This window comes from Streptomyces sp. NPDC051909, from assembly GCF_040681095.1.
Lineage (GTDB): Bacteria > Actinomycetota > Actinomycetes > Streptomycetales > Streptomycetaceae > Streptomyces.
Genome location: NZ_JBFAYA010000010.1, coordinates 161,984 through 179,204 on the forward strand (window position 1 = coordinate 161,984; position 17,221 = coordinate 179,204).

Sequence of the window (17,221 nt, forward strand, 5' to 3'; positions counted from 1 at the left end):
GGTTCGAATCCCGAAGGCGGCTCAGAGAAAGGCCAGGTCAGACATCGTCTGGCCTGGCCTTTTCTGCACGCCGCTCGGACGCGTCAGGTGGTTACGCGTTGAGCGCTGACCAGAGCCACTGGCCGCCGACCCGCACGTAGAGCCGCTTGTTCGCGGAGTCCACGGCCATGGTGCCGTCCAGTGGCTGGTGGGTGAAGGAGGCGTCGGTGACCGGGCCGGGCACCAGCCGCAGGGGCGGGTTCGGCGCGTTCTTGACGGGAATCGTTCCGGTCGCCTGGGCGCCGAGGGTGCCGTAGCTGTTCTCCACCCGGAAGTCTCCGGTCGAGGACTGCTCGTAGTAGATGTGGGTGCCGGTGGGCGCAGTGGCGTAGAGCCCGACGACGTTGCGTAGCACGGCGGTGGAGCCCGGGCCGGAGTAGAGCGCGACGCCCGCGTTGACGGTGGCCTTGTCCCGGTTGGCGATGACCACGTTCTCCAGCGCGCTGGAACTTGCCGCCCAGCTGATGATGTTCCGCGCGGTGGCCGGGGTGCCCGCCGCGAAGTCACCGGCGTAGCAGTAGATGTTGGTGGCGTAGATGTGCTTGCAGCCCGCGTCGGTCTTCAGGTGCGGGCCGCCCTGCATGCGGGAGGTCTCGAACTTGCAGTCGGTGATGTAGACGCCGTTGGGGTTGTTGGTGGTGACGGCTCCTTGGCCGATCCACAGCGCGCCGGTGCCGAAAGCCTCCAGACGGCAGCCGATGAAGTGGATCTGATTGATGTTGTCCTTGCTGTGGCCCCAGGCGCCGTCGGTGGCGGAGGAGGCGTTGCGCAGCCAGATGTTGGGCTGGGTCGTGCTGGCGGTGGTGCCGGTGCAGTCCTCGATGACGAGGTTGTAGAAACGGGAGTCCCAGAACTCCACGGCGTCGATGCACATGTCCTTGTTCGAGGTCATGAAGACATCGCGGAAGTACGAGTTGTTGTTGTAGTAGAGCTCCAGCAGCAGACCGGTCTTGCCGTTGCCGTTGAAGCCGAGGTTCTCGACGGAGCAGTAGCGGCGGTGGGTGGAGCCGGTGGAGTAGGCCGCTCCCGTGCCGGACATCCGGAGCAGGATGCCGTCGCCGCCCTTGACCAGCATGGATGCCTTTGCCCCGGCGCCGGTCAGGCGGATGCCGTCGGCCCTGACGGCCAGCGCGGGTGCGCCGGCCGCGGGCTTGACCAGGTACTTTCCGACGGGGAAGTACACGGTGCCGCCGCCCGCCGCGGCTGCCGCGTCGAGTGCGCGCTGGACGGCGGCGGTGTCGTCGGTGGAGCCGTCGCCGACCGCGCCGTGGCCCTTGACGTCGAACCAGTCCGGCGTTCCCGCGGCCGTGGTCGCCGCGGCGGCCGTACCGCCGCCGGATATCAGCGCGGTCCCCGTGAGCCCGGCTACCGCTCCCGTCAGCAATGCGCGGCGGGCTGTCTTCAGCTGTTCGGTCATGGTCTCCCCCTTGTGATGACGGACAACTGGGATGATCTTGCCAGCCGTCGGCGGCAGTTGAGGGGCTCGCCGACACCTCGGAGTCGGCGGGCGCGCTCACGAGCCGCTTCCACGACGTCCGGTCGCAGATCCGCATCGGCGCCGGACGCGCCCACGGACGGGGCCCGCCCCCGGCCCCCGGTCAGAAGACCGGGAGGGCCGTGAGGGTGGGGCCGTCGAGGAGGAAGACGCGGTTGGCGGCGGCGGTGAGCCAGTAGCGGTCGGGGGTCTTGATGATCGGGAAGACCCAGGGCGGGCGGTTCTCGGGGGAGAGGTCGGTGACGTTGATGCCGCCCTGTGTGGAGTTGACGGTGACGGACCAGAAGCCGGAGCCCTGGACCACGAGGGGGCTGGGCGGGTCGCATTCGATGAGGCCGTTGTAGACCCAGGAGGTCGGCTTGCCGGTCCGCAGGTCGTGTTGGAGGGGGAGGTTGAGGGCGGAGGCGTAGACGTGGGGGCCGTGGATGGTCGGCGGGCCCCAGGAGAGGATGTCGGGGTTCCGCGCCTTGGGCTGGTCGGCCGCCCAGAGGGGCTTGCCGGTGACCACGTCGACGGCGGCGAGTTCCTTCCCCGAGACGCACAGGGTGCGGCCCGAGAGGGCGACGTGGGCGCGGCCGCCCTCGGCGCGGCGGCCGGCGGTCCAGGCCTTGCGGCCGTCGGCGGTGTCGAGGGCGAGGACGGTGCCGTCCGCCGCGTTGAGGACCAGGCGGCCACGGGCGGCGGTGCCGCGGGTCGCGGCGTTGGTGCCGAGGTCGGCGGGGACCTCGACGGTCCAGCGGATCCGAGCGTCGGAGCGGCCGACGGCGCGCACGCGTCGGTCCTTGGTGATCAGGTAGACGGCGTCCTCGTCCGAGGAGAGGAGCGAGGCGGCCTCGGCGGCGGCGGTCCACTTGGGGGCGCCGGTGGAGGCGACGAAGGTGACGAGGTCGCCGTTCCTGCCGACGGCGGCGATCAGCCGGTCCGAGAGGGACAGATAGCGGCCGGTGGCCACGGTGTCCGGCGCCGACCAGCGCAACGAGCCGTCGACGACGCTGCGCGCGGCGATGCCGCCCTTCGGAGCGCCGGTGACGACGACGTCCCGTACGGGGAGGGACGCGGGGGTGTTCTCCGCGACGCCCGAGGGGACGGTCCACAGCGGTTCGGGGGTCGAGCCGAGGAGGTAGTCGCCCTTCTTCGCGTCGAGCACGCGGGCCTTCGGGGCCTTGACGGCCGGTGGGATGTCGAAGGGGCCGCCGGCGCGGCCGTCCCGCAGGTTCCACCAGGCGGCGGTGCCGCCGCCGACGGCGAGTACGGAGCCGCCGACCGCGAGGCCGGTCAGCAGACGGCGGCGCGAGACGGGCCGCGGTCCGGCCCCCGTTCCCACCCCGCCCGGCACGGTCGTCAGCTGGTGGAGGCCGGCCGCGCGGGCCGTGATGTCCTGCGCGAGCGGGCCCTTGCGCCAGGCGTGGTCGGCGCCCCGGGGCGGGGCCGCCTGGCGCGCGATCCGCTCCGGCAGGGGCCGGGCCGCCGGGTCCTTGGCGAGGCACGGCCCGATCAGCGGCTGCAGCGCGGCCGGCACCCGGTCCAGGCGGGGCGTGCCGTGCACGACCTCGTACTGCACGGCGGCGACATGGCCGCCCTCGTACGCCGGCCGCCCGCTCGCCGCGTACACCAGGACCGCGCCCAGCGAGAACACGTCGGCCGGCGGGCCGACCCGCTGCCCGAGGACCTGCTCGGGGGCTCCGTACCCGGGGGTGACCGGGACCTGGCCGGTGGTGGTGAGGGTGAGGCCGTGTTCGGGGCGGGCGATGCCGAAGTCGATGACGCGCGGTCCGGACGACGTCAGCACGATGTTGGCCGGTTTCAGGTCCCGGTGGACGAGCCCGGCGGCGTGGATGTCGCGGAGCGCGTGCGCGAGCGCCGCCGCGAGCGCACGTACCGTCGGCTCGTCCAGCGGACCGCGGGCGGCGACGGCGTCGGCGAGGGTCGGCCCGGTCAGGAACTCGGTGGCGATCCACGGCCGGCCGCCCTCCGTCCGGGCGTCCAGGACACGGGCCACCGCCTCGCCGGTGACCGCCCGCGCCATCTGCGCCTCGCGGACGAAGCGTTGCGTGAGGTTCGGGTCGTGCGCCAGGTGCGGGTGCAGCACCTTGACGGCGGCGGGCCGTCCCTCGCCGTCCTGTCCGACGTAGACCTTGCCCATGCCGCCCTCGCCGAGCACGGCGAGGATGCGGTACGGGCCCAGGCGGATCGGGTCTCCGGATTCCAGCGGCTTCATGGTGGCTGAGGCTTTCTGTGAGCCGGATCAGACGAGGGGATACGCGGCGGTGTACTCGCCGCCGACGGCGATCAGCCGACGGGCGGACGGATGGACGAAGTACCGGGCCTTGGCGGCCTTCAACGGGCGGGCCGCGGCGCCGGTGCGCAGATCCGCGGTGATCAGCCCGGACACGGCCTCCCGGTAGGCGTACACGCGTGCCGGGCCGACCACGGGCGGGAGGGCGAGGTCCTCGGCCGAGACCGGCTGTCCCTGCTGCGCCCACCGGGTGGTGCCGTTCGTGGCGTCGACGGCGACCAGGCCGCGGCCCTCCTCCTGCGCGTACACCACGCCGTCCTTCACGGCCGCCGGGCTGAACCGGGCTTTCGGGCCCGCGCCTTGGAAGCGCCAGGCCGGTTTGCCGTCGGCCAGGCCGAGCGCGACGAGTCCGCCCGTGGACGGGTAGACGTGCCGGTCGTCGACGGCCGGGCCGGCCCGGGTGAAGGCCGGCTGTTCGCCGGGGATCGGCCTGCTCCACAGCTGCCGGCCCGTCCCGGTGTCGTGGACGGCCAGGCGCAGCGCGCCGTCCGCGTACTGCTGGACGAGGACGAGGTACGGGCCGCTGACCCGGGCCGACAGATAGTGCAGGCGCTCCGCCTCGTCCGGCCGGGTGGGGAGCGGGGCCTGCCAGAGCCGCCGGCCCGAGCGGATGTCGACGGCCAGCAGGAACCAGGTCTGGTTCTTGCGGAAGTTGCCGGTCTGCGAGGCGAGGCCGCGGCCGCCCGTCAGGTAGACGGTCTCCTCGGTCGCGCACAGCATCTGGTTCCCGTACGAGACGACGTGCAGGTCGGTGAGTTCGGCGAACGGTGCGTCGAGCTTCCCGGTGGCCGGATCGACCGTGGCGAGGGTGAGCGGCTCCTTCTCGTCGCGGGAGGTGTCGACGGCGTAGAGCCGCTTGCCGTCCGTGGTGAGGTGGCGCACGAACCAGACCTTGGGGTCTGTCCACCTCTTCGCCCCCGTGGTCGGGTTCAGGCCCGCCACCTCGGTCTCGCCGGTGACGACGAGCCCGTCCAGGAGGAGCGGGGCGGGCGGGGTGAGGGGGTCGGAGTAGTTCGTCCGCACCTGCCAGACGAGGTCCCAGGCCGGGGCCGTCGGTGACGCGGTGCCGGTCGCGGCGGGCGGCTTCGGGTCGGCCGAGCCGCCCGGACGGCCCAGCCAGGCCCAGGCGCCGCCGCCGAGCGCGGCCGCGCCGAGGACCGAACCGGCCCCGAGGGACAGGACTTTGCGGCGGGGCGGGCCGGTGGAGACGGGCATGGTCCCCGGGGCGGTCTCGGCGAGGTGGTGCTGGTCCGGTGGGGCCGGGAGGCGTTGCGGCGGGGGCTGCCAGGCGCCGCCGACGCGGCGGGTGATCTCCGCGAGCAGCGGCTCGGGGAGGTGGCCGGCGAAGTCGCCCGGTCCGGGCCGTAGTTGTGCGGCGAGTTCGGGCGTGGTGGGCCGGGCGGCCGGGTCCTTGGTGAGGCACCGGGCCAGGACCGGGACCAGGGCGGCCGGAACCCCGCCGAGGTCGGGCTCGGCGTACCGGACGCGGTAGACGAGGTCGGCGTGCCGGCCGGCGCCGAAGGGGCCGTGTCCGGTGGCCGCGTACGTGAGGACGCCCGCGAGCGCGAACACGTCGCCCGCCGGGGTGTGTTCCTGCCCGGTCGCCTGCTCCGGCGACATGAAGGCGGGCGTGCCGGCGGCCGTACCCGTACGGGTGAGGCGGTCGTCGCCGAGGGCGCGGGCGATGCCGAAGTCGATGACCTTCGGGCCGTCCGCCGTGACCATGATGTTGGAGGGCTTGAGGTCGCGGTGGACCACGTCCGAGGAGTGCAGCTGGGCGAGCGCCGCGCACAGCGCGGCGCCCAGCGCCCGTACCGCGGGCTCGGGCAGCGGCCCCGCGGCGGTGACGGCCTCGTCGAGGGGCGGGCCGAGCACGTACTCGGTGGCGAGCCACGGGGTCTCGCCGAGCGGGTCGGCGTCGAAGACCCGGGCGCCGTGGACCGGACCGATGACGCGGGCGGCGTCCACCTCCAGGCGGAAGCGGGCGCGGACGGCGGGGTCGGTGGCGATCCGGGCGTGCATCGTCTTCAGCGCGGCCGTGCGGCCGGTGGCCGAGCGGGCGAGGTAGACGGTGCCCATGCCGCCGCTGCCGAGGCGGGCGAGGAGACGGTAGGCGCCCAGGTGGGGCGGGTCGTCGTGGGTCAGCGGGGAGAGCATGGCCGTCAGTCCAAGGGGTGGGCAGAAGGGGGGAGTTCGGCCGCGAGAAGCTGCGCCGACCGGCGGGCGAGCGCGGTGACCACGGATGCCGGAAGAGGGAACGGGGCGGCCGCGTCCAGGACGGTGGCCCGGTGGGTGGTGACGGGGGAGGCGGCCGACTCCAGGTGGGCGAGGAGCTGATGCGCCTGCGGGCGGTGTCCGGGGTCGCGGGCGAGGCAGGCTGCGACCGGTTCGCGGAGCAGGAGCGGGAGTTCCTCGCGTTCGGGGACGGTGTGGCCGGTGGCCGCGTAGGCGAGTACGGCTCCGAGGGCGTACACGTCGCCCAGCGGGCGCGGCCGGCCGCCGGCCGCCTGCTCCGGGGCGAGGCTGCCGGAGTCGAGGCCCGGCAGGCCGCTGCGCAGTTCCCCGTCGGGGGCGGCGGCCCGGGCCGCTCCGAAGCAGCTCACGCGCGGGCCCTCGGGGGTGAGGAGGACGGCGGCCGGGGACAGGCCCGCGTGCGTCACGCCCTGCGCGTGGGCGACGCTCAGCGTCCGGGCGAGCGCGGCGCCCAGGGCTCGTACGACCGGTTCGGGCAGCGGACCGCCGTGGGCGCGCAGCGCGGCGGGGAGGGAGACGGCGGGGACGTACGGCGTGACGCACCACGGCGCTTCGGCCGTACCGCCGACCTCCTCGACCGGCAGGAACCCGGGGATGGCGGGCCGGGCGCCGGCGCCGGCGTCGGCGCCGAGCCGGTGGGCCTCGGCCGCCTCGACCGCCCAGCGGACGGGGTCGACGTCGGTACGCGGGAGGCGGGCGAGGTACGTGCGGTCGCCGTCGGCGCCGCGGACGACGAAACGCCGCTCGGGGAGGGCGGGAGCCGAGGGTTCGGGCCCTCCGGACCCTCCGGACCCTCCGAACCCTCCGGACCGGGCTGCCTGTTGGGGCAGTCGGGGCGGTCGGGTCTCCGCCGACTCCGCGTCGGGCCTGGCCAGGACGATGTGGGGGCCGATGCGGGAAGGGTCGTCAGGGCGTAGGTGTTCCATGCGCGTGCTCCCCCGGTCCCGTGTCTGGCCCGGCAAGCCTACTCAGGGGCGGATGACGGGTGATGACCGGAGTGTGGGCGGGTGGGGCGCGCGGAGCAGGGGGTTTCCTAGGATGCGGGGACTTTCGGAAGACAGGGGGAGCGGGGATGTCGGGGCCGGAGTCGGAGCTTGAGGTGACCGGGCGAACGCGGTTGCGGCGGATGCGGCACAAGGGGAGCCATCGGCGGAGCGATCTCGACGAGGTGCTGCGGGCGGGGTTTCTCTGTCATCTCGGGGTCGTCGTGGACGGGGCGCCGATGGTGGTGCCGACCGTGTACGGGGTCGACGGGGACCGCCTGTACGTGCACGGGTCCGTGGCCAGCCGGAGTCTGGTGCAGGCACCGGACGGGGTGGTGTGCGTGAGCGTCACACAGGTGGACGGGCTGGTGCTGGCGCGGTCGGTGTTCGAGCACGGCGTGAACTACCGCAGCGCGATGATCTACGGCGTGCCGCGCCCGGTGACCGATCCGGAGGAGAAGCTGCGCGGGCTGCGGGCGCTCACCGAGCAGTCGGCGCCGGGGCAGTGGGAGTACGTGCGGCAGCCCAGCCGCAAGGAGCTGGCCGCGACCGCGCTCGTCGCGCTCGACCTGGCCGAGGCGTCCGTGAAGGTCGCGAGCGGGCCGCCGGACGACGGGGACGGACCCGACGCCGAGCTGGGGCTCTGGGCCGGGGTGCTGCCGGTCGAGACGCGGTTCGGGGTGCCGGAGGCCGATCCGCTGCTGCCGGCCGGGATCGAGCCGCCCGCGCACATCGCCGGGCGGGCCGGGCGGCTGCTCGGCGGGCTTCCCGGGGGGATTCCCGGGCGGTGACATGGCCCGGACGGCGCAGTCCGGCGCGACGCGGGGCGCCGCGGAGGGCGTGACTGGGGGAGGACCTCTGTTCATCCGCCCCCGTCATCCGCCCCCGTCGTCCGAGGAGCAGCAGCAGCCATGGCCATGAACACCGTGATCTTCCCCGTGAAGGACCTGGAGCGGGCCAAGGCCCTGCTCACCACCCTCCTGGGGACCGGCCCCAGCATCGACGAGCCCTACTACGTGGGCTTCGACGTCGGCGGGCAGCACTTCGGGCTCGACCCCAACGGCCACGGCAAGGGGCTGACCGGGCCCGTGCCCTTCTGGGACGTCGACGACCTCGACGGGCTGTTGCAGGGGCTGCTCGCGGCCGGTGCGACCACCGTCCAGGAGGTGCAGGAGGTGGGCGGCGGGATGCGGATCACCACCGTGAAGGACCCGGACGGGAACATGATCGGGCTCCGCTCCACCGCTGGTTAGCCGGCTGGTTCACAGCGCAGAGCTCAGAGCGGCGCGAGCGTCAGGCGGGACAGGTGCGCGTCGTCCGCGAGGGCGTCGACCGCCGTGACCCGGCCCTCCAGGACGGTGAAGCGGAGCACCGCCTTCGGTTCGCCGTCCGGCTCCGCCCACAGCAGGCCCGCCGCGCCGTTCACCAGCGCCTCACGGGCCTCCCGTACCCGGCCCGCGACGCGGTGCGCCACGGCCGGCGCGCCGTGCGCGGGCGCCGCCCCGTTCCGTACCGCCTCGGCGTCCGCCCGCAGCACCACGTCCGCGTCGAGCAGGGCGAGCAGGGTGTCCACGTCGTTCTCGCGCGCGGCGGTCAGGAACGCCGCCACCACCTTCCGCTGCCGCTCCGGATCCGGGGCCGGGCGCTCCTCCGTGCCCTCCACGCGGCGGCGCGCCCGCGCGATCAGCCGGCGGGTGCCGGCCGGGGTGCGGGCGACGAGCGGGGCGATCGTGTCGTACGGCACGGCGAAGTCCTCGTGGAGGACGAAGGCGAGCCGTTCGGACGGGGTCAGGGCGTCCAGGGCGTCTTCGGCCTCCGGGGAGTCCCAGGGGTCCTGCGGGACCGGGCGCAGGGCCTCGCGCGCCCGCAGCCGGTCAAGGCAGAACGCGGCGAGGTCGGCGAGCCGTCCGCCGGACGCCCGTACCGCCTCCTCCACGAGGGAGGAGGCGGCGGGTGCCGCGGCGGTGCCGAGCAGCCGCTCGGCCACCGGGGCGGGGTCCAGGGCAGGGCTGTCCACGGGGTGCACGAGGTCGGCTCAGTCGCCGTGGCCCGGGCCGCCGCTGCCGAAGCCGCCGCTGGAGATCCCGTCCCACTTGCGCTTCTCCTCGCTCGGGGGATCGGTGGCCTCTTCGCCGGAGTTCTTCAGCTGGTAGGGCATGAGCCGGTGCTCGCCGTCGGTCTGCGGCATCTCGCTGGGCTTCCGGTACTCGGACGTCTCACCCGGCAGCGCTCCGGTGTCCGGACGGTGCGGCTGGCTGTCGGGGTCGGGTGGCGGGAGTTCCCTCTTCTTCACCCGGATCCCGAGCATGAAGGCGCCGATGAGGAGGGCGACCACGATCAGACCGCCCAGCACCTGGGCCAGCCCGGACTGCCAGACACCAGCCGCCGTGGTGACCTGCGCCGAGTCCACGAGGAAAGTGTTCATACCACAGGATTACCCCGTTTTGCCGGGAATGTTCCACCGGGTTGTCATCGGTCGAGGATTCACGTGAAACATTCCCGGCGGTCCGTCGCGTCAATGAGGTGAAGCAGCAAGAGACCGACCAAGCGAACTCGTGACAGCGACGGAGGGGAGGGACATGAGAACGTCCCGCGCGGACGAGTTCCTGGAGTTCGCCACCGCCCGCTCCGGGCATCTGTTCCGCTCGGCGTGCCTTCTGACCAGCGGCGACACCCATCTCGCCGAGGACCTGGTGCAGGAGACGCTGGGCCGGATGTACGCCGTCTGGGGCCGCATGGCCAGGATCGGCAACCCGGCGGGCTACGCACAGACCGTCCTCGTACGTACCTTTCTCAGTCACCGCAGGCGCCGCTCGGCCACCGAGCGCCCCCTCGGCGAGCTGCCCGACCACGCCCCCGACACCGGCGAGGACCCGACGCTGCGCATCGCCCTCCTCGACGCCCTCGCCGGGCTCGCGCCCAAGGACCGGGCAGTGGTGGTGCTCCGCTACTGGGAGGACCGCAGCGTCGAGGAGACCGCCGAGGTGATGAACACCAGCTCCGCCGCGGTACGCACCCGCAGCACCCGGGCCCTCGCGGCCCTGCGCAGACGGCTCGGCGGCAGCATCGCCGAATTCGCCACCCGCTGAGCCCGAAAGCCCCGAGCGCCGAGCCCCGAAAGCCCCGAGCCCCGAGAGCCCCGAGCCCCGAGAGCCCTCGGCTCTTGAGGCGCTCGGCCCCTGAACTTCTCCCTTTTCGAACCACGGACCCGGAACGGTGATCCCGCCATGCCTCAGCACGAAGAGCACGACGTCACGAACGGACGATTCGAGGACGAACTCGGCACGGTCATGCGCCGCGCCGGCGAGGGCTTCGCCGTCGACGACCGCCGCGAGCTCGTCACCGGCGGACTCGCCCGCGGCCGCCGCCGGGTGGTGCGCCGCCGCGTCGCCACCGTCGGCGGCGCCCTGGCCCTCGCCGTGATCGGCGTGGGCGGGGTGTACGGCGGCGCGGTGCTCGGCGGCGGGAACGGCTCCGGCGTCGACAAGGGCATGGTCGCCGGGCCCGCGCCCCAGACCGAGGGCGGGAACGCGCAGGGCCAGGCCAAGCCCGCGGGTGAGGCGAGCATCCCGGTCTCGGAGCTCGCCGCCGTCCTCAAGGCCAACACCCCGGCCGGGACCTGGCAGATCGACAACCCCGAGGCCACCGGGCAGTCCGTCCTCGGCGTCTACGACGACGGCAAGGGCAAGGCCGCCGTCTCCGTCGGCCTCTACCGCGCCGGCGACAGCGAGGAGTCGGCGCTGGGGCAGGTGACCTGCCCGGACAAGGTCGCCGTCCCGTACGACGACTGCACGGCCCAGGGGCTGCCCGACGGCTCGCGGCTCATGGTCTTCCAGGGCTACGAGTACCCGGACCGGCGCGTCGAGACCAAGAACTGGCGCGCGGTGCTGCTCACCAAGGACCGCTTCATCGTCGACGTGAGCGAGTACAACGCGCCGAGCGAGAAGGACTCCGCGATCACCCGCCCGAACCCGCCCTTCGGCCCGGCGCAGCTGAAGGCCCTGGTCACGGCGGAGGGCTGGCGCCCGCTGTTCAAGCGGATCCCCGTGCCCGTGCCGGTGAAGGGGCAGCCGAGCGCCGGCCACGCCGCGCTCCCGCCGGAGCCGAGCGGCGCCCAGGTCCAGGCGACGCTCCGCACGCTGCTGCCCAAGGGCGAGGGCCTCAAGGTCGTCGGCAAGGGGGGCGGGGGCGAGTACGGCTACGTGGTCGTCGACGACGGCAAGGGCCGGAGCCTCGTCCAGATCAACGTCCAGCGCGACATGAACGACGTCCGCGGCGATCTCTTCGGGAGCGGCGACGTCACGACCCTGCCCGACGGCACCGTCGTGAAGCTGACGAAGCAGCCCGGCGAGAAGGGCGGCGAGGGCGTGGTCTGGTGGAGCGCCGACACCATGGCCAAGGACGGCTTCCGGGTCGTCGTCTCCGCCTTCAACGCCGGCACCCAGCACGAGGCCGCCACCCGCGCCGAGCCGGCGCTGACGACGGAGCAGCTGAAGGAGATCGCGCTCAGCCCGAAGTGGCGTGCGCTGATGCCGAAGTAGCCGCGGCGCGCCCACCCCGGCCGACGGTCCGGGCCTCGGCGGAGGCCCGGACCGTCACTTCGCGTCCGAGCAGCGCTCCACCGTCACTTCGCGTCCGAGTAGCGCTCCACCGTCACTTCGCGTCCGAGTAGCGCTCCACCGTCGCCGTCGTGAACGGGAACCGCACCGGCGTGTCCCCGAACGCGATCCGGCCCGCCTCGTCGCCCGCCGCGCGGATCGCCGCCGTGACCGCCTCGGCCTCCTCGGCCGGACAGTGCACGATCACCTCGTCGTGCTGGAAGAAGACCAGCTCGGCCCGCATCCCGGCGGTGGCGCGGCGCAGGGCCGCCAGCATCAGCAGGGCCCAGTCGGCGGCGCTGCCCTGGACGACGAAGTTGCGGGTGAAGCGGCCGCGGGCCCGGGCGTCGCTCGACGCGTACCCCGGGACGTAACCCTCCTGCCCCTGCCCCTGCCCCGCGTCGACCGGGAGCTCGTCCTGCGGGATGCCCGCCTCGCCGTCCTCGTCGGCGCCGGCGGCGCGCGGGCTGGTGCGGCCCAGCCAGGTGCGGACGAGACGCCCCTCCTCGCCCGCCTTCGCCGCGTCGTCCACATAGGCCACCGCGCGCGGGAAGCGGCGGCGCAGGGCGGCCAGGTTCTTCAGGCCGTCACCGCTGGTCTGCCCGTAGATCGCGCCGAGCAGGGCGATCTTGGCGTGGTCGCGGTCGCCGGAGAAGGCCCGGTCGGACAGCCGGGTGTAGAGGTCGTCGGGGTGCCCGGCCACCTCCATCAGGCCGGGGTCGCGGGAGATCGCGGCGAGCACCCGCGGCTCCATCTGGTCGGCGTCGGCCACCACGAGCCGCCAGCCCTCGTCGGCGACCACGGCCTGCCGGACGACCTTGGGGATCTGCAGCGCCCCGCCGCCGTTGGTGGTCCAGCGGCCGCTGACCGTGCCGCCGGGCAGGTACTCGGGGCGGAAGCGCCCGTCGCGCACCCAGTCCGCGAGCCAGCTCCAGCCATGCGCCGTCCAGATCCGGTACAGCTTCTTGTACGCGACGAGCGGCGCGACCGCCGGATGGTCGAGCTCCTCCAGCTCCCAGCGGCGGGTCGACCGGATCCGGATCCCGGCCTGGGCGAAGGCCCGTATCACGTCCGCCGGCAGATCGGGCCGGACCCGCCGGCCGAACGCCGCCGACACCTCGTCCGCCAGCTCGGCGAGCCGGCGCGGCTCGCCCCCGCCCGCGTACCGCTCGCCGAGCAGCCCGTGCAGCAGCTCCCGGTGCACGTCCGCCCGCCAGGGCAGCCCGGCGCGGTGCATCTCGGCGGCGATCAGCATGCCGGCCGACTCGGCCGCGGTGAGCAGCCGCATCCTGCCCGGGTACTCGGCCTGGTCATGCCGGCGCTGCTGCTCCGCGTACACCTCCAGGAGGGCGTCGAAGGGCAGCGCGGTCGCGCCGGACACCGGCTCGAAGAGGGAGTCCTGGGTGGCCGGCCCGGCGGCCCGGAGCGGCGGATCCGGCGGTACGGGCGCGTGGTGCAGGCGCGCCCAGGCGGCGGCCGCCGAGCGGGGCTCGCCGAGCCGCCCCTCGTGGCCGAGGAGGAGCTGCTCCGCGTCCTCCATGTCGTAACACCGCTCGACCCGCACCCCGGCGGCGAGCAGCCGTGGATACACCTCGGCGGTCGACCGCCACACCCAGCGGGCGACCTCGGGCCGGGACCGGACCGCCGCCACGAGGTCCGGCTCGCGCCGCACGGCGCCGGCGGGCAGCCCGTCGGCGCCGAGGGGGACGAGCAGCGCCCCGTCCCCGTCCGGCTCGGGCGCGAGGACCCACCGGCCGCGACGAAGCCCGTCCACGCCACCCGGTTCGTTCACAGGTGCGAGTCTGGCACCCGCCACTGACAAACGGGCTGTTTGCCTATCAGTGCGGCTTATGCGGCGCGGTGGAACAGCGCCGCCGCCTCGCCCCGCGAACCGACCCCGAGCTTGTTCAGGATGTTCGCCACGTGGAACTTCACCGTGGACTCGCTGATGTGCAGCTCCTGCGCGATCTGCCTGTTCCGGTGCCCGAGCGCGAGGTGGGTGAGGACCTCCACCTCCCGTTCGCCGAGCCCGCTCAGCGGGTCGAGCGCGGCCGTCGGCGCCTCCGGCACGGTGAGCGGGACGGTCGCGGTGAGCGTCGTGCCCCAGCCGGGCACCGCGTCCATGTCGAGCCGGCCGCCGAGGGCCTCCAAGCGGTCGGTGATGCTGCCCGCGCCGAGCGGGCAGGCGTCCAGGAGGCCGGGCCCGTCGTCCCGTACCGTCGCGCGCAGTTCGTGCTCGGTCAGCGTCCAGCCGACGTGCACCCGCGACACCGCCTCCTGCTCCAGGACCACCAGGAGCAGCGCCCGTACCACCGCCCGCGCGCCGTGCGCCACGTCGCCGGGCAGCCCGCGCGCGGCGTCCGGACCCTCCGGCGGGCCGAGTTCGAGCCGTACCGGGCTGTGCCGCAGCATCGGGCGCAGCCCGTCGGCGAGCCGGGCGAAGGCCTCGAAGGCCGGTTCCTCGGCGATCGAACGGTCCCGGTCGGACGCGGCCCGCAGCTCGATCAGCGCCGACACCGCGAGCTCGGTCGCGGTCGCCCGGGCCGCCGCGTCGTCGAGCGAACGGCTGCGCAGCACCCCGAGCACCCCGGACAGCGCGGCGGCCTGCGCGGTGCTCAGCTCGGCGGTCACCCGCGCCCGGGTGTCGGCCGCCGCCCGGGAACGGGCGAGCGCCCCCGGCAGCGCCTCGCGCGCGAACCGGTCGAAGTGGCCGGTCACCAGATCCCAGAGGAGCTGCGCCACGGTCAGGGCCGGCTCGTCGGCCGGTTCGGCGCCCTCCTCCCGTACGAGCACCAGGACCGAGCCCCGCGCGGTGGCGTCGCTGCGCAGCGCCACCGCCTCCCGTTCCGCGCCGCCGAGGACGGCACGGCCCTGCCAGGGACGGCCGGCCGTGCCCGCGGCGAGCAGCGGCGCGAGCTCGGCGGCCGTGATCGGCAGCTCGGGCGCGCCCGTCCGCTTGAACGGCGAGTGCGCGCAGTGCGTCGACAGCTCGACGGCCGCCCGGTGCGGGATCAGCTCGGCGAGCACCTCGGACAGCCGGGGGAGCACCGCGCCCAGCGGCCGGCCGATGATGTCGCGGGCGGCCGACAGGGCTCCGGTCGCGGTGAGTTCCATGAGATCAAGCGTACGGACGCGGCCGCGCGGACGGCTGTCCTTTCGGACGGGTACGACTGGCCGGAAGGACGGCGGGGGCGGGGTGCCGCCGGGCGCAGGCTGGTCCCCGCCAGAGCAAGTGCCCAAGCCACGTGCCCAGTTACGGGGGAATCGGGGAGTCATGGAAGCGATCGTGTACGAGGAGTTCGGCGGCCCCGAGGTGCTGCGGTACGAGGCCGGGGCCGCCGTCCCGGAGCCCGGACCGGGCGAGGTGCGGGTCGAGGTGGCGGCGGTCGGGGTCAACCCGGTGGACTGGAAGCGCCGTTACGGGTGGGTGGAGGAGTTCTACCCGACCACCTTCCCGGCCGTCCCCGGCCTGGAGTTCGCGGGCACGGTCGACGCGGTCGGGCCGGGTGCGACCGGCCCCGACGGGACCGAACTGCGCGTCGGCGACGAGGTGTTCGGCTGGACGAAGACCGGCTCCTACGCGCGGTACGCCCTCGCCGACGTCGTGGCCCGCAAGCCCGCAGGACTGTCCTGGGAGCTCGCCGCGAGCCTCCCGGTCGCGGGCGAGACCGCCGCCCGGGTCCTCGGGCTGCTCGGTGTCCGCTCCGGCGAGACGCTGCTCCTGCACGGTGCCGCGGGGGCCGTCGGGGCGATGGCCGCGCAGCTGGCCGTGGCGGCCGGTGCGACCGTGATCGGCACGGCCTCCGAGCGGAACCACGCCTTTCTGCGCGAGCTCGGCGTGACCCCGGTGACGTACGGCGAGGGGCTCGCCGACCGGGTGCGCGCGGCCGCGCCGCAGGGCGTCGACGCGGTGTTCGACGCGGCCGGAACCGACAACCTGCCGGTCTCGATCGAGCTGACGGGCGGCGAGAGGTCCCGCATCGTCACCATCGCCGCCACGAACGCCGCCGAGCACGGCATCGTCTTCTCCGGTGGCGGCACGGCCCCTTCCGTCATGAGCCGGCAGCTGGCCGAGCAGGCCCGTCTGGTCGTCGAGGGCCGGCTGCGGGTCGACGTCGCAGAGACCCTGCCGCTCAAGGAGGCCGCGCGGGCGCAGGAGCTGAGCGAGGCGGGGCACGTACGGGGGAAGCTGGTGCTGCTGCCGTAAGCAGCGTGCGGCGGGGGCCGTGCTCCGGGCCCGGGCCCGCCCGATGGCCGGGGCCGGGCTCCGGGGGCGGCGGGCGCGGGGCGGGGCTAACCTCGCGGGGTGAGTGACACTCCGGACGCCGCCGCCGTCGGCGGCCGCATCAAGATCTGGTTCCGCTTCGTGCCCCGCGAGGGCTGGCTCCCCCAGGACACCGAGGGACTGTGGGCCGAGCCGGTGGGCGAGGACACCGCACGGGTCGACAACGTGCCGTTCCTGCAGAACGGCGTCGCCGAGGGGGACGTCGTCCGCTACAAGACGGACGGCGAGGGCCTGCACTGGGCCACCGACCGGGCGGCGGCCTCCGGCAACGTCACCGTCCGCGTGCTCCCCGTCCGCTCCGGACCGCTCGGCCCGAGCGCCGGCGCGGTGCGCGAGCGGTTCGCCCCCTTCGGGATCGGCGGTGAGTCGTTCAGCGCGGAGTTCCCGCTGGTGGCGCTCACGGTCCCGGCGGACGCCCCGATGGGCGAGGTCAAGGCCCTCCTGGAACGCGGCGAGGCGGACGGCTGGTGGCACTGGGAGCTGGGGTGCGCGACGGAGGCGTGGAACGCGGCGTGAGGGGCGGCCCGGGACCGGCCGCCGGGCCTGACCCGCGCCCTAGAAGGAGCCCGTCCTGATCGCCGCGTAGCCCGCGTGGCCGTCGCCGAGCCCGGCCTTCAGGAGCTGGGTGCAGTAGACGCGGGTCTCCGGGGCGGCGGTGCGCAGGGCCTCGTTGACGGCGGTGAGGGCGGCGGTCGCACGGGAGCCGCGGGCGTGGGCGAGGGCGGCGAACACGGCGCCCGCGAGGTCGGCCGCCGCGGCGGGCGCGGTGGTGACCGGCGGGGTGTCCGTGGGGCCGAGGACGAGCGGCCGCAGGCTCAGGGAGGACCGGCTGCCGAGCCCGGTGGTGAACGGGCCGGCCGCCCACACGGCGGTGGCCCGGTCGGAGCAGACGGCGAGGAGGAAGGCGGGCGCGCCGTACCGCTCGCGCAGCCGCGCGACGGCCGCCGTCCAGGCCCGGGCCCGGACGGGGTTCCGGCGCCCCTGCACGTCGATGGCGAGCACGAAGGCCCGCCCCGGCGCGGGCCGCACGAGAAGCACGCTGTCGACCCCGGGCTCGGTCGGGAGCACCCAGACGAGTGCGTGGGGCGGTGGCGTGAGGCCGAGGAGACGGAAGACGGGGGTCGGGACGAAACGGGGGAGGCTGATCATGGACGGCACGCTAGGGGCGGGGAGAGTCGCCAGGAAGTGCCTATGGCATATGACAACCCGTGTGGGTGACGAGCCGCCCCGCGGTGACGATGGGCGCGACGGGACGGGACGGGAACCGACGGG

General features: G+C 74.7%; 15 protein-coding genes. 6 read left to right on the top strand and 9 right to left on the bottom strand.

Annotated elements, in window-relative coordinates:
• Positions 1-91: 91 nt before the first annotated feature.
• From AB0M18_RS18310 to AB0M18_RS18325, 4 genes are all read right to left on the bottom strand, one after another.
• The gene (locus AB0M18_RS18310) at positions 92-1,456 is read right to left on the bottom strand and encodes a glycosyl hydrolase family 28-related protein (protein ID WP_365759082.1); all 1,365 of its coding nucleotides are present in this window, start codon (positions 1,454-1,456) and stop codon (positions 92-94) included.
• 181 nt (positions 1,457-1,637) lie between these two features.
• On the bottom strand, positions 1,638-3,752 hold the full coding sequence (locus tag AB0M18_RS18315; RefSeq protein ID WP_365759084.1) for a protein kinase: 2,115 nt from the start codon (positions 3,750-3,752) through the stop codon (positions 1,638-1,640).
• A gap of 27 nt (positions 3,753-3,779) precedes the next feature.
• On the bottom strand, positions 3,780-5,987 hold the full coding sequence (locus AB0M18_RS18320) for a PQQ-binding-like beta-propeller repeat protein (RefSeq protein WP_365759086.1): 2,208 nt from the start codon (positions 5,985-5,987) through the stop codon (positions 3,780-3,782).
• A 5-nt stretch (positions 5,988-5,992) separates the two neighbouring features.
• The gene (locus AB0M18_RS18325; RefSeq protein WP_365759088.1) at positions 5,993-7,009 is read right to left on the bottom strand and encodes a serine/threonine protein kinase; all 1,017 of its coding nucleotides are present in this window, start codon (positions 7,007-7,009) and stop codon (positions 5,993-5,995) included.
• A 146-nt stretch (positions 7,010-7,155) separates the two neighbouring features.
• Here AB0M18_RS18325 and AB0M18_RS18330 point away from each other — a divergent pair, with 146 nt between their 5' ends.
• Both AB0M18_RS18330 and AB0M18_RS18335 read left to right on the top strand, forming a co-directional pair.
• Positions 7,156-7,857: a pyridoxamine 5'-phosphate oxidase family protein gene (locus tag AB0M18_RS18330; RefSeq protein WP_365759090.1), complete on the top strand. Its 702-nt coding sequence runs from the start codon at positions 7,156-7,158 to the stop codon at positions 7,855-7,857.
• Positions 7,858-7,977: 120 nt separating this feature from the next.
• Complete coding sequence (locus AB0M18_RS18335; protein ID WP_365759092.1) at positions 7,978-8,319, top strand: VOC family protein; 342 nt, start codon at positions 7,978-7,980, stop codon at positions 8,317-8,319.
• Positions 8,320-8,342: 23 nt separating this feature from the next.
• Here AB0M18_RS18335 and AB0M18_RS18340 read toward each other — a convergent pair whose 3' ends face one another.
• Positions 8,343-9,083, bottom strand: coding sequence for an RNA polymerase subunit sigma-70 (locus AB0M18_RS18340; RefSeq protein ID WP_365759094.1), 741 nt, complete (start codon positions 9,081-9,083; stop codon positions 8,343-8,345).
• Between the two features lie 18 nt (positions 9,084-9,101).
• A complete protein-coding gene (locus tag AB0M18_RS18345; RefSeq protein ID WP_365759096.1) occupies positions 9,102-9,491 on the bottom strand; it encodes a DUF6479 family protein in 390 nt (129 codons plus the stop codon).
• A 154-nt stretch (positions 9,492-9,645) separates the two neighbouring features.
• Between AB0M18_RS18345 and AB0M18_RS18350 the strand changes: the two genes are divergently transcribed.
• Together AB0M18_RS18350 and AB0M18_RS18355 are read left to right on the top strand one after the other, a co-directional pair.
• Positions 9,646-10,155, top strand: coding sequence for a SigE family RNA polymerase sigma factor (locus AB0M18_RS18350; RefSeq protein WP_365759098.1), 510 nt, complete (start codon positions 9,646-9,648; stop codon positions 10,153-10,155).
• A gap of 138 nt (positions 10,156-10,293) precedes the next feature.
• Positions 10,294-11,607, top strand: a complete 1,314-nt coding sequence (locus AB0M18_RS18355) for a hypothetical protein (protein WP_365759100.1) — start codon at positions 10,294-10,296, stop codon at positions 11,605-11,607.
• A 112-nt stretch (positions 11,608-11,719) separates the two neighbouring features.
• Here AB0M18_RS18355 and AB0M18_RS18360 read toward each other — a convergent pair whose 3' ends face one another.
• Both AB0M18_RS18360 and AB0M18_RS18365 read right to left on the bottom strand, forming a co-directional pair.
• Positions 11,720-13,438, bottom strand: a complete 1,719-nt coding sequence (locus AB0M18_RS18360) for a bifunctional 3'-5' exonuclease/DNA polymerase (RefSeq protein ID WP_365759263.1) — start codon at positions 13,436-13,438, stop codon at positions 11,720-11,722.
• Positions 13,439-13,512: 74 nt separating this feature from the next.
• Positions 13,513-14,778, bottom strand: coding sequence for a LuxR C-terminal-related transcriptional regulator (locus tag AB0M18_RS18365; RefSeq protein WP_365759102.1), 1,266 nt, complete (start codon positions 14,776-14,778; stop codon positions 13,513-13,515).
• Between the two features lie 160 nt (positions 14,779-14,938).
• Between AB0M18_RS18365 and AB0M18_RS18370 the strand changes: the two genes are divergently transcribed.
• Together AB0M18_RS18370 and AB0M18_RS18375 are read left to right on the top strand one after the other, a co-directional pair.
• Positions 14,939-15,871, top strand: a complete 933-nt coding sequence (locus AB0M18_RS18370) for an NADP-dependent oxidoreductase (protein ID WP_365759104.1) — start codon at positions 14,939-14,941, stop codon at positions 15,869-15,871.
• Positions 15,872-15,970: 99 nt separating this feature from the next.
• A complete protein-coding gene (locus tag AB0M18_RS18375; protein ID WP_365759106.1) occupies positions 15,971-16,465 on the top strand; it encodes a DUF4265 domain-containing protein in 495 nt (164 codons plus the stop codon).
• 39 nt (positions 16,466-16,504) lie between these two features.
• Here the strand turns inward: AB0M18_RS18375 and AB0M18_RS18380 are convergent, their stop codons facing one another.
• A complete protein-coding gene (locus tag AB0M18_RS18380) occupies positions 16,505-17,098 on the bottom strand; it encodes a hypothetical protein (RefSeq protein ID WP_365759108.1) in 594 nt (197 codons plus the stop codon).
• Positions 17,099-17,221 lie beyond the last annotated feature (123 nt).

Excerpts from the sequence above, each read along its gene's own strand:
- AB0M18_RS18355 (WP_365759100.1), top strand. The coding sequence starts at position 10,294 with ATGCCTCAGCACGAAGAGCACGACGTCACGAACGGACGATTCGAGGAC.
- AB0M18_RS18380 (WP_365759108.1), bottom strand. The coding sequence starts at position 17,098 with ATGATCAGCCTCCCCCGTTTCGTCCCGACCCCCGTCTTCCGTCTCCTC.
- AB0M18_RS18330 (WP_365759090.1), top strand. The coding sequence starts at position 7,156 with ATGTCGGGGCCGGAGTCGGAGCTTGAGGTGACCGGGCGAACGCGGTTG.
- AB0M18_RS18310 (WP_365759082.1), bottom strand. The coding sequence starts at position 1,456 with ATGACCGAACAGCTGAAGACAGCCCGCCGCGCATTGCTGACGGGAGCG.
- AB0M18_RS18365 (WP_365759102.1), bottom strand. The coding sequence starts at position 14,778 with ATGGAACTCACCGCGACCGGAGCCCTGTCGGCCGCCCGCGACATCATC.
- AB0M18_RS18315 (WP_365759084.1), bottom strand. The coding sequence starts at position 3,752 with ATGAAGCCGCTGGAATCCGGAGACCCGATCCGCCTGGGCCCGTACCGC.
- AB0M18_RS18370 (WP_365759104.1), top strand. The coding sequence starts at position 14,939 with ATGGAAGCGATCGTGTACGAGGAGTTCGGCGGCCCCGAGGTGCTGCGG.
- AB0M18_RS18350 (WP_365759098.1), top strand. The coding sequence starts at position 9,646 with ATGAGAACGTCCCGCGCGGACGAGTTCCTGGAGTTCGCCACCGCCCGC.
- AB0M18_RS18345 (WP_365759096.1), bottom strand. The coding sequence starts at position 9,491 with ATGAACACTTTCCTCGTGGACTCGGCGCAGGTCACCACGGCGGCTGGT.
- AB0M18_RS18325 (WP_365759088.1), bottom strand. The coding sequence starts at position 7,009 with ATGGAACACCTACGCCCTGACGACCCTTCCCGCATCGGCCCCCACATC.
- AB0M18_RS18335 (WP_365759092.1), top strand. The coding sequence starts at position 7,978 with ATGGCCATGAACACCGTGATCTTCCCCGTGAAGGACCTGGAGCGGGCC.
- AB0M18_RS18320 (WP_365759086.1), bottom strand. The coding sequence starts at position 5,987 with ATGCTCTCCCCGCTGACCCACGACGACCCGCCCCACCTGGGCGCCTAC.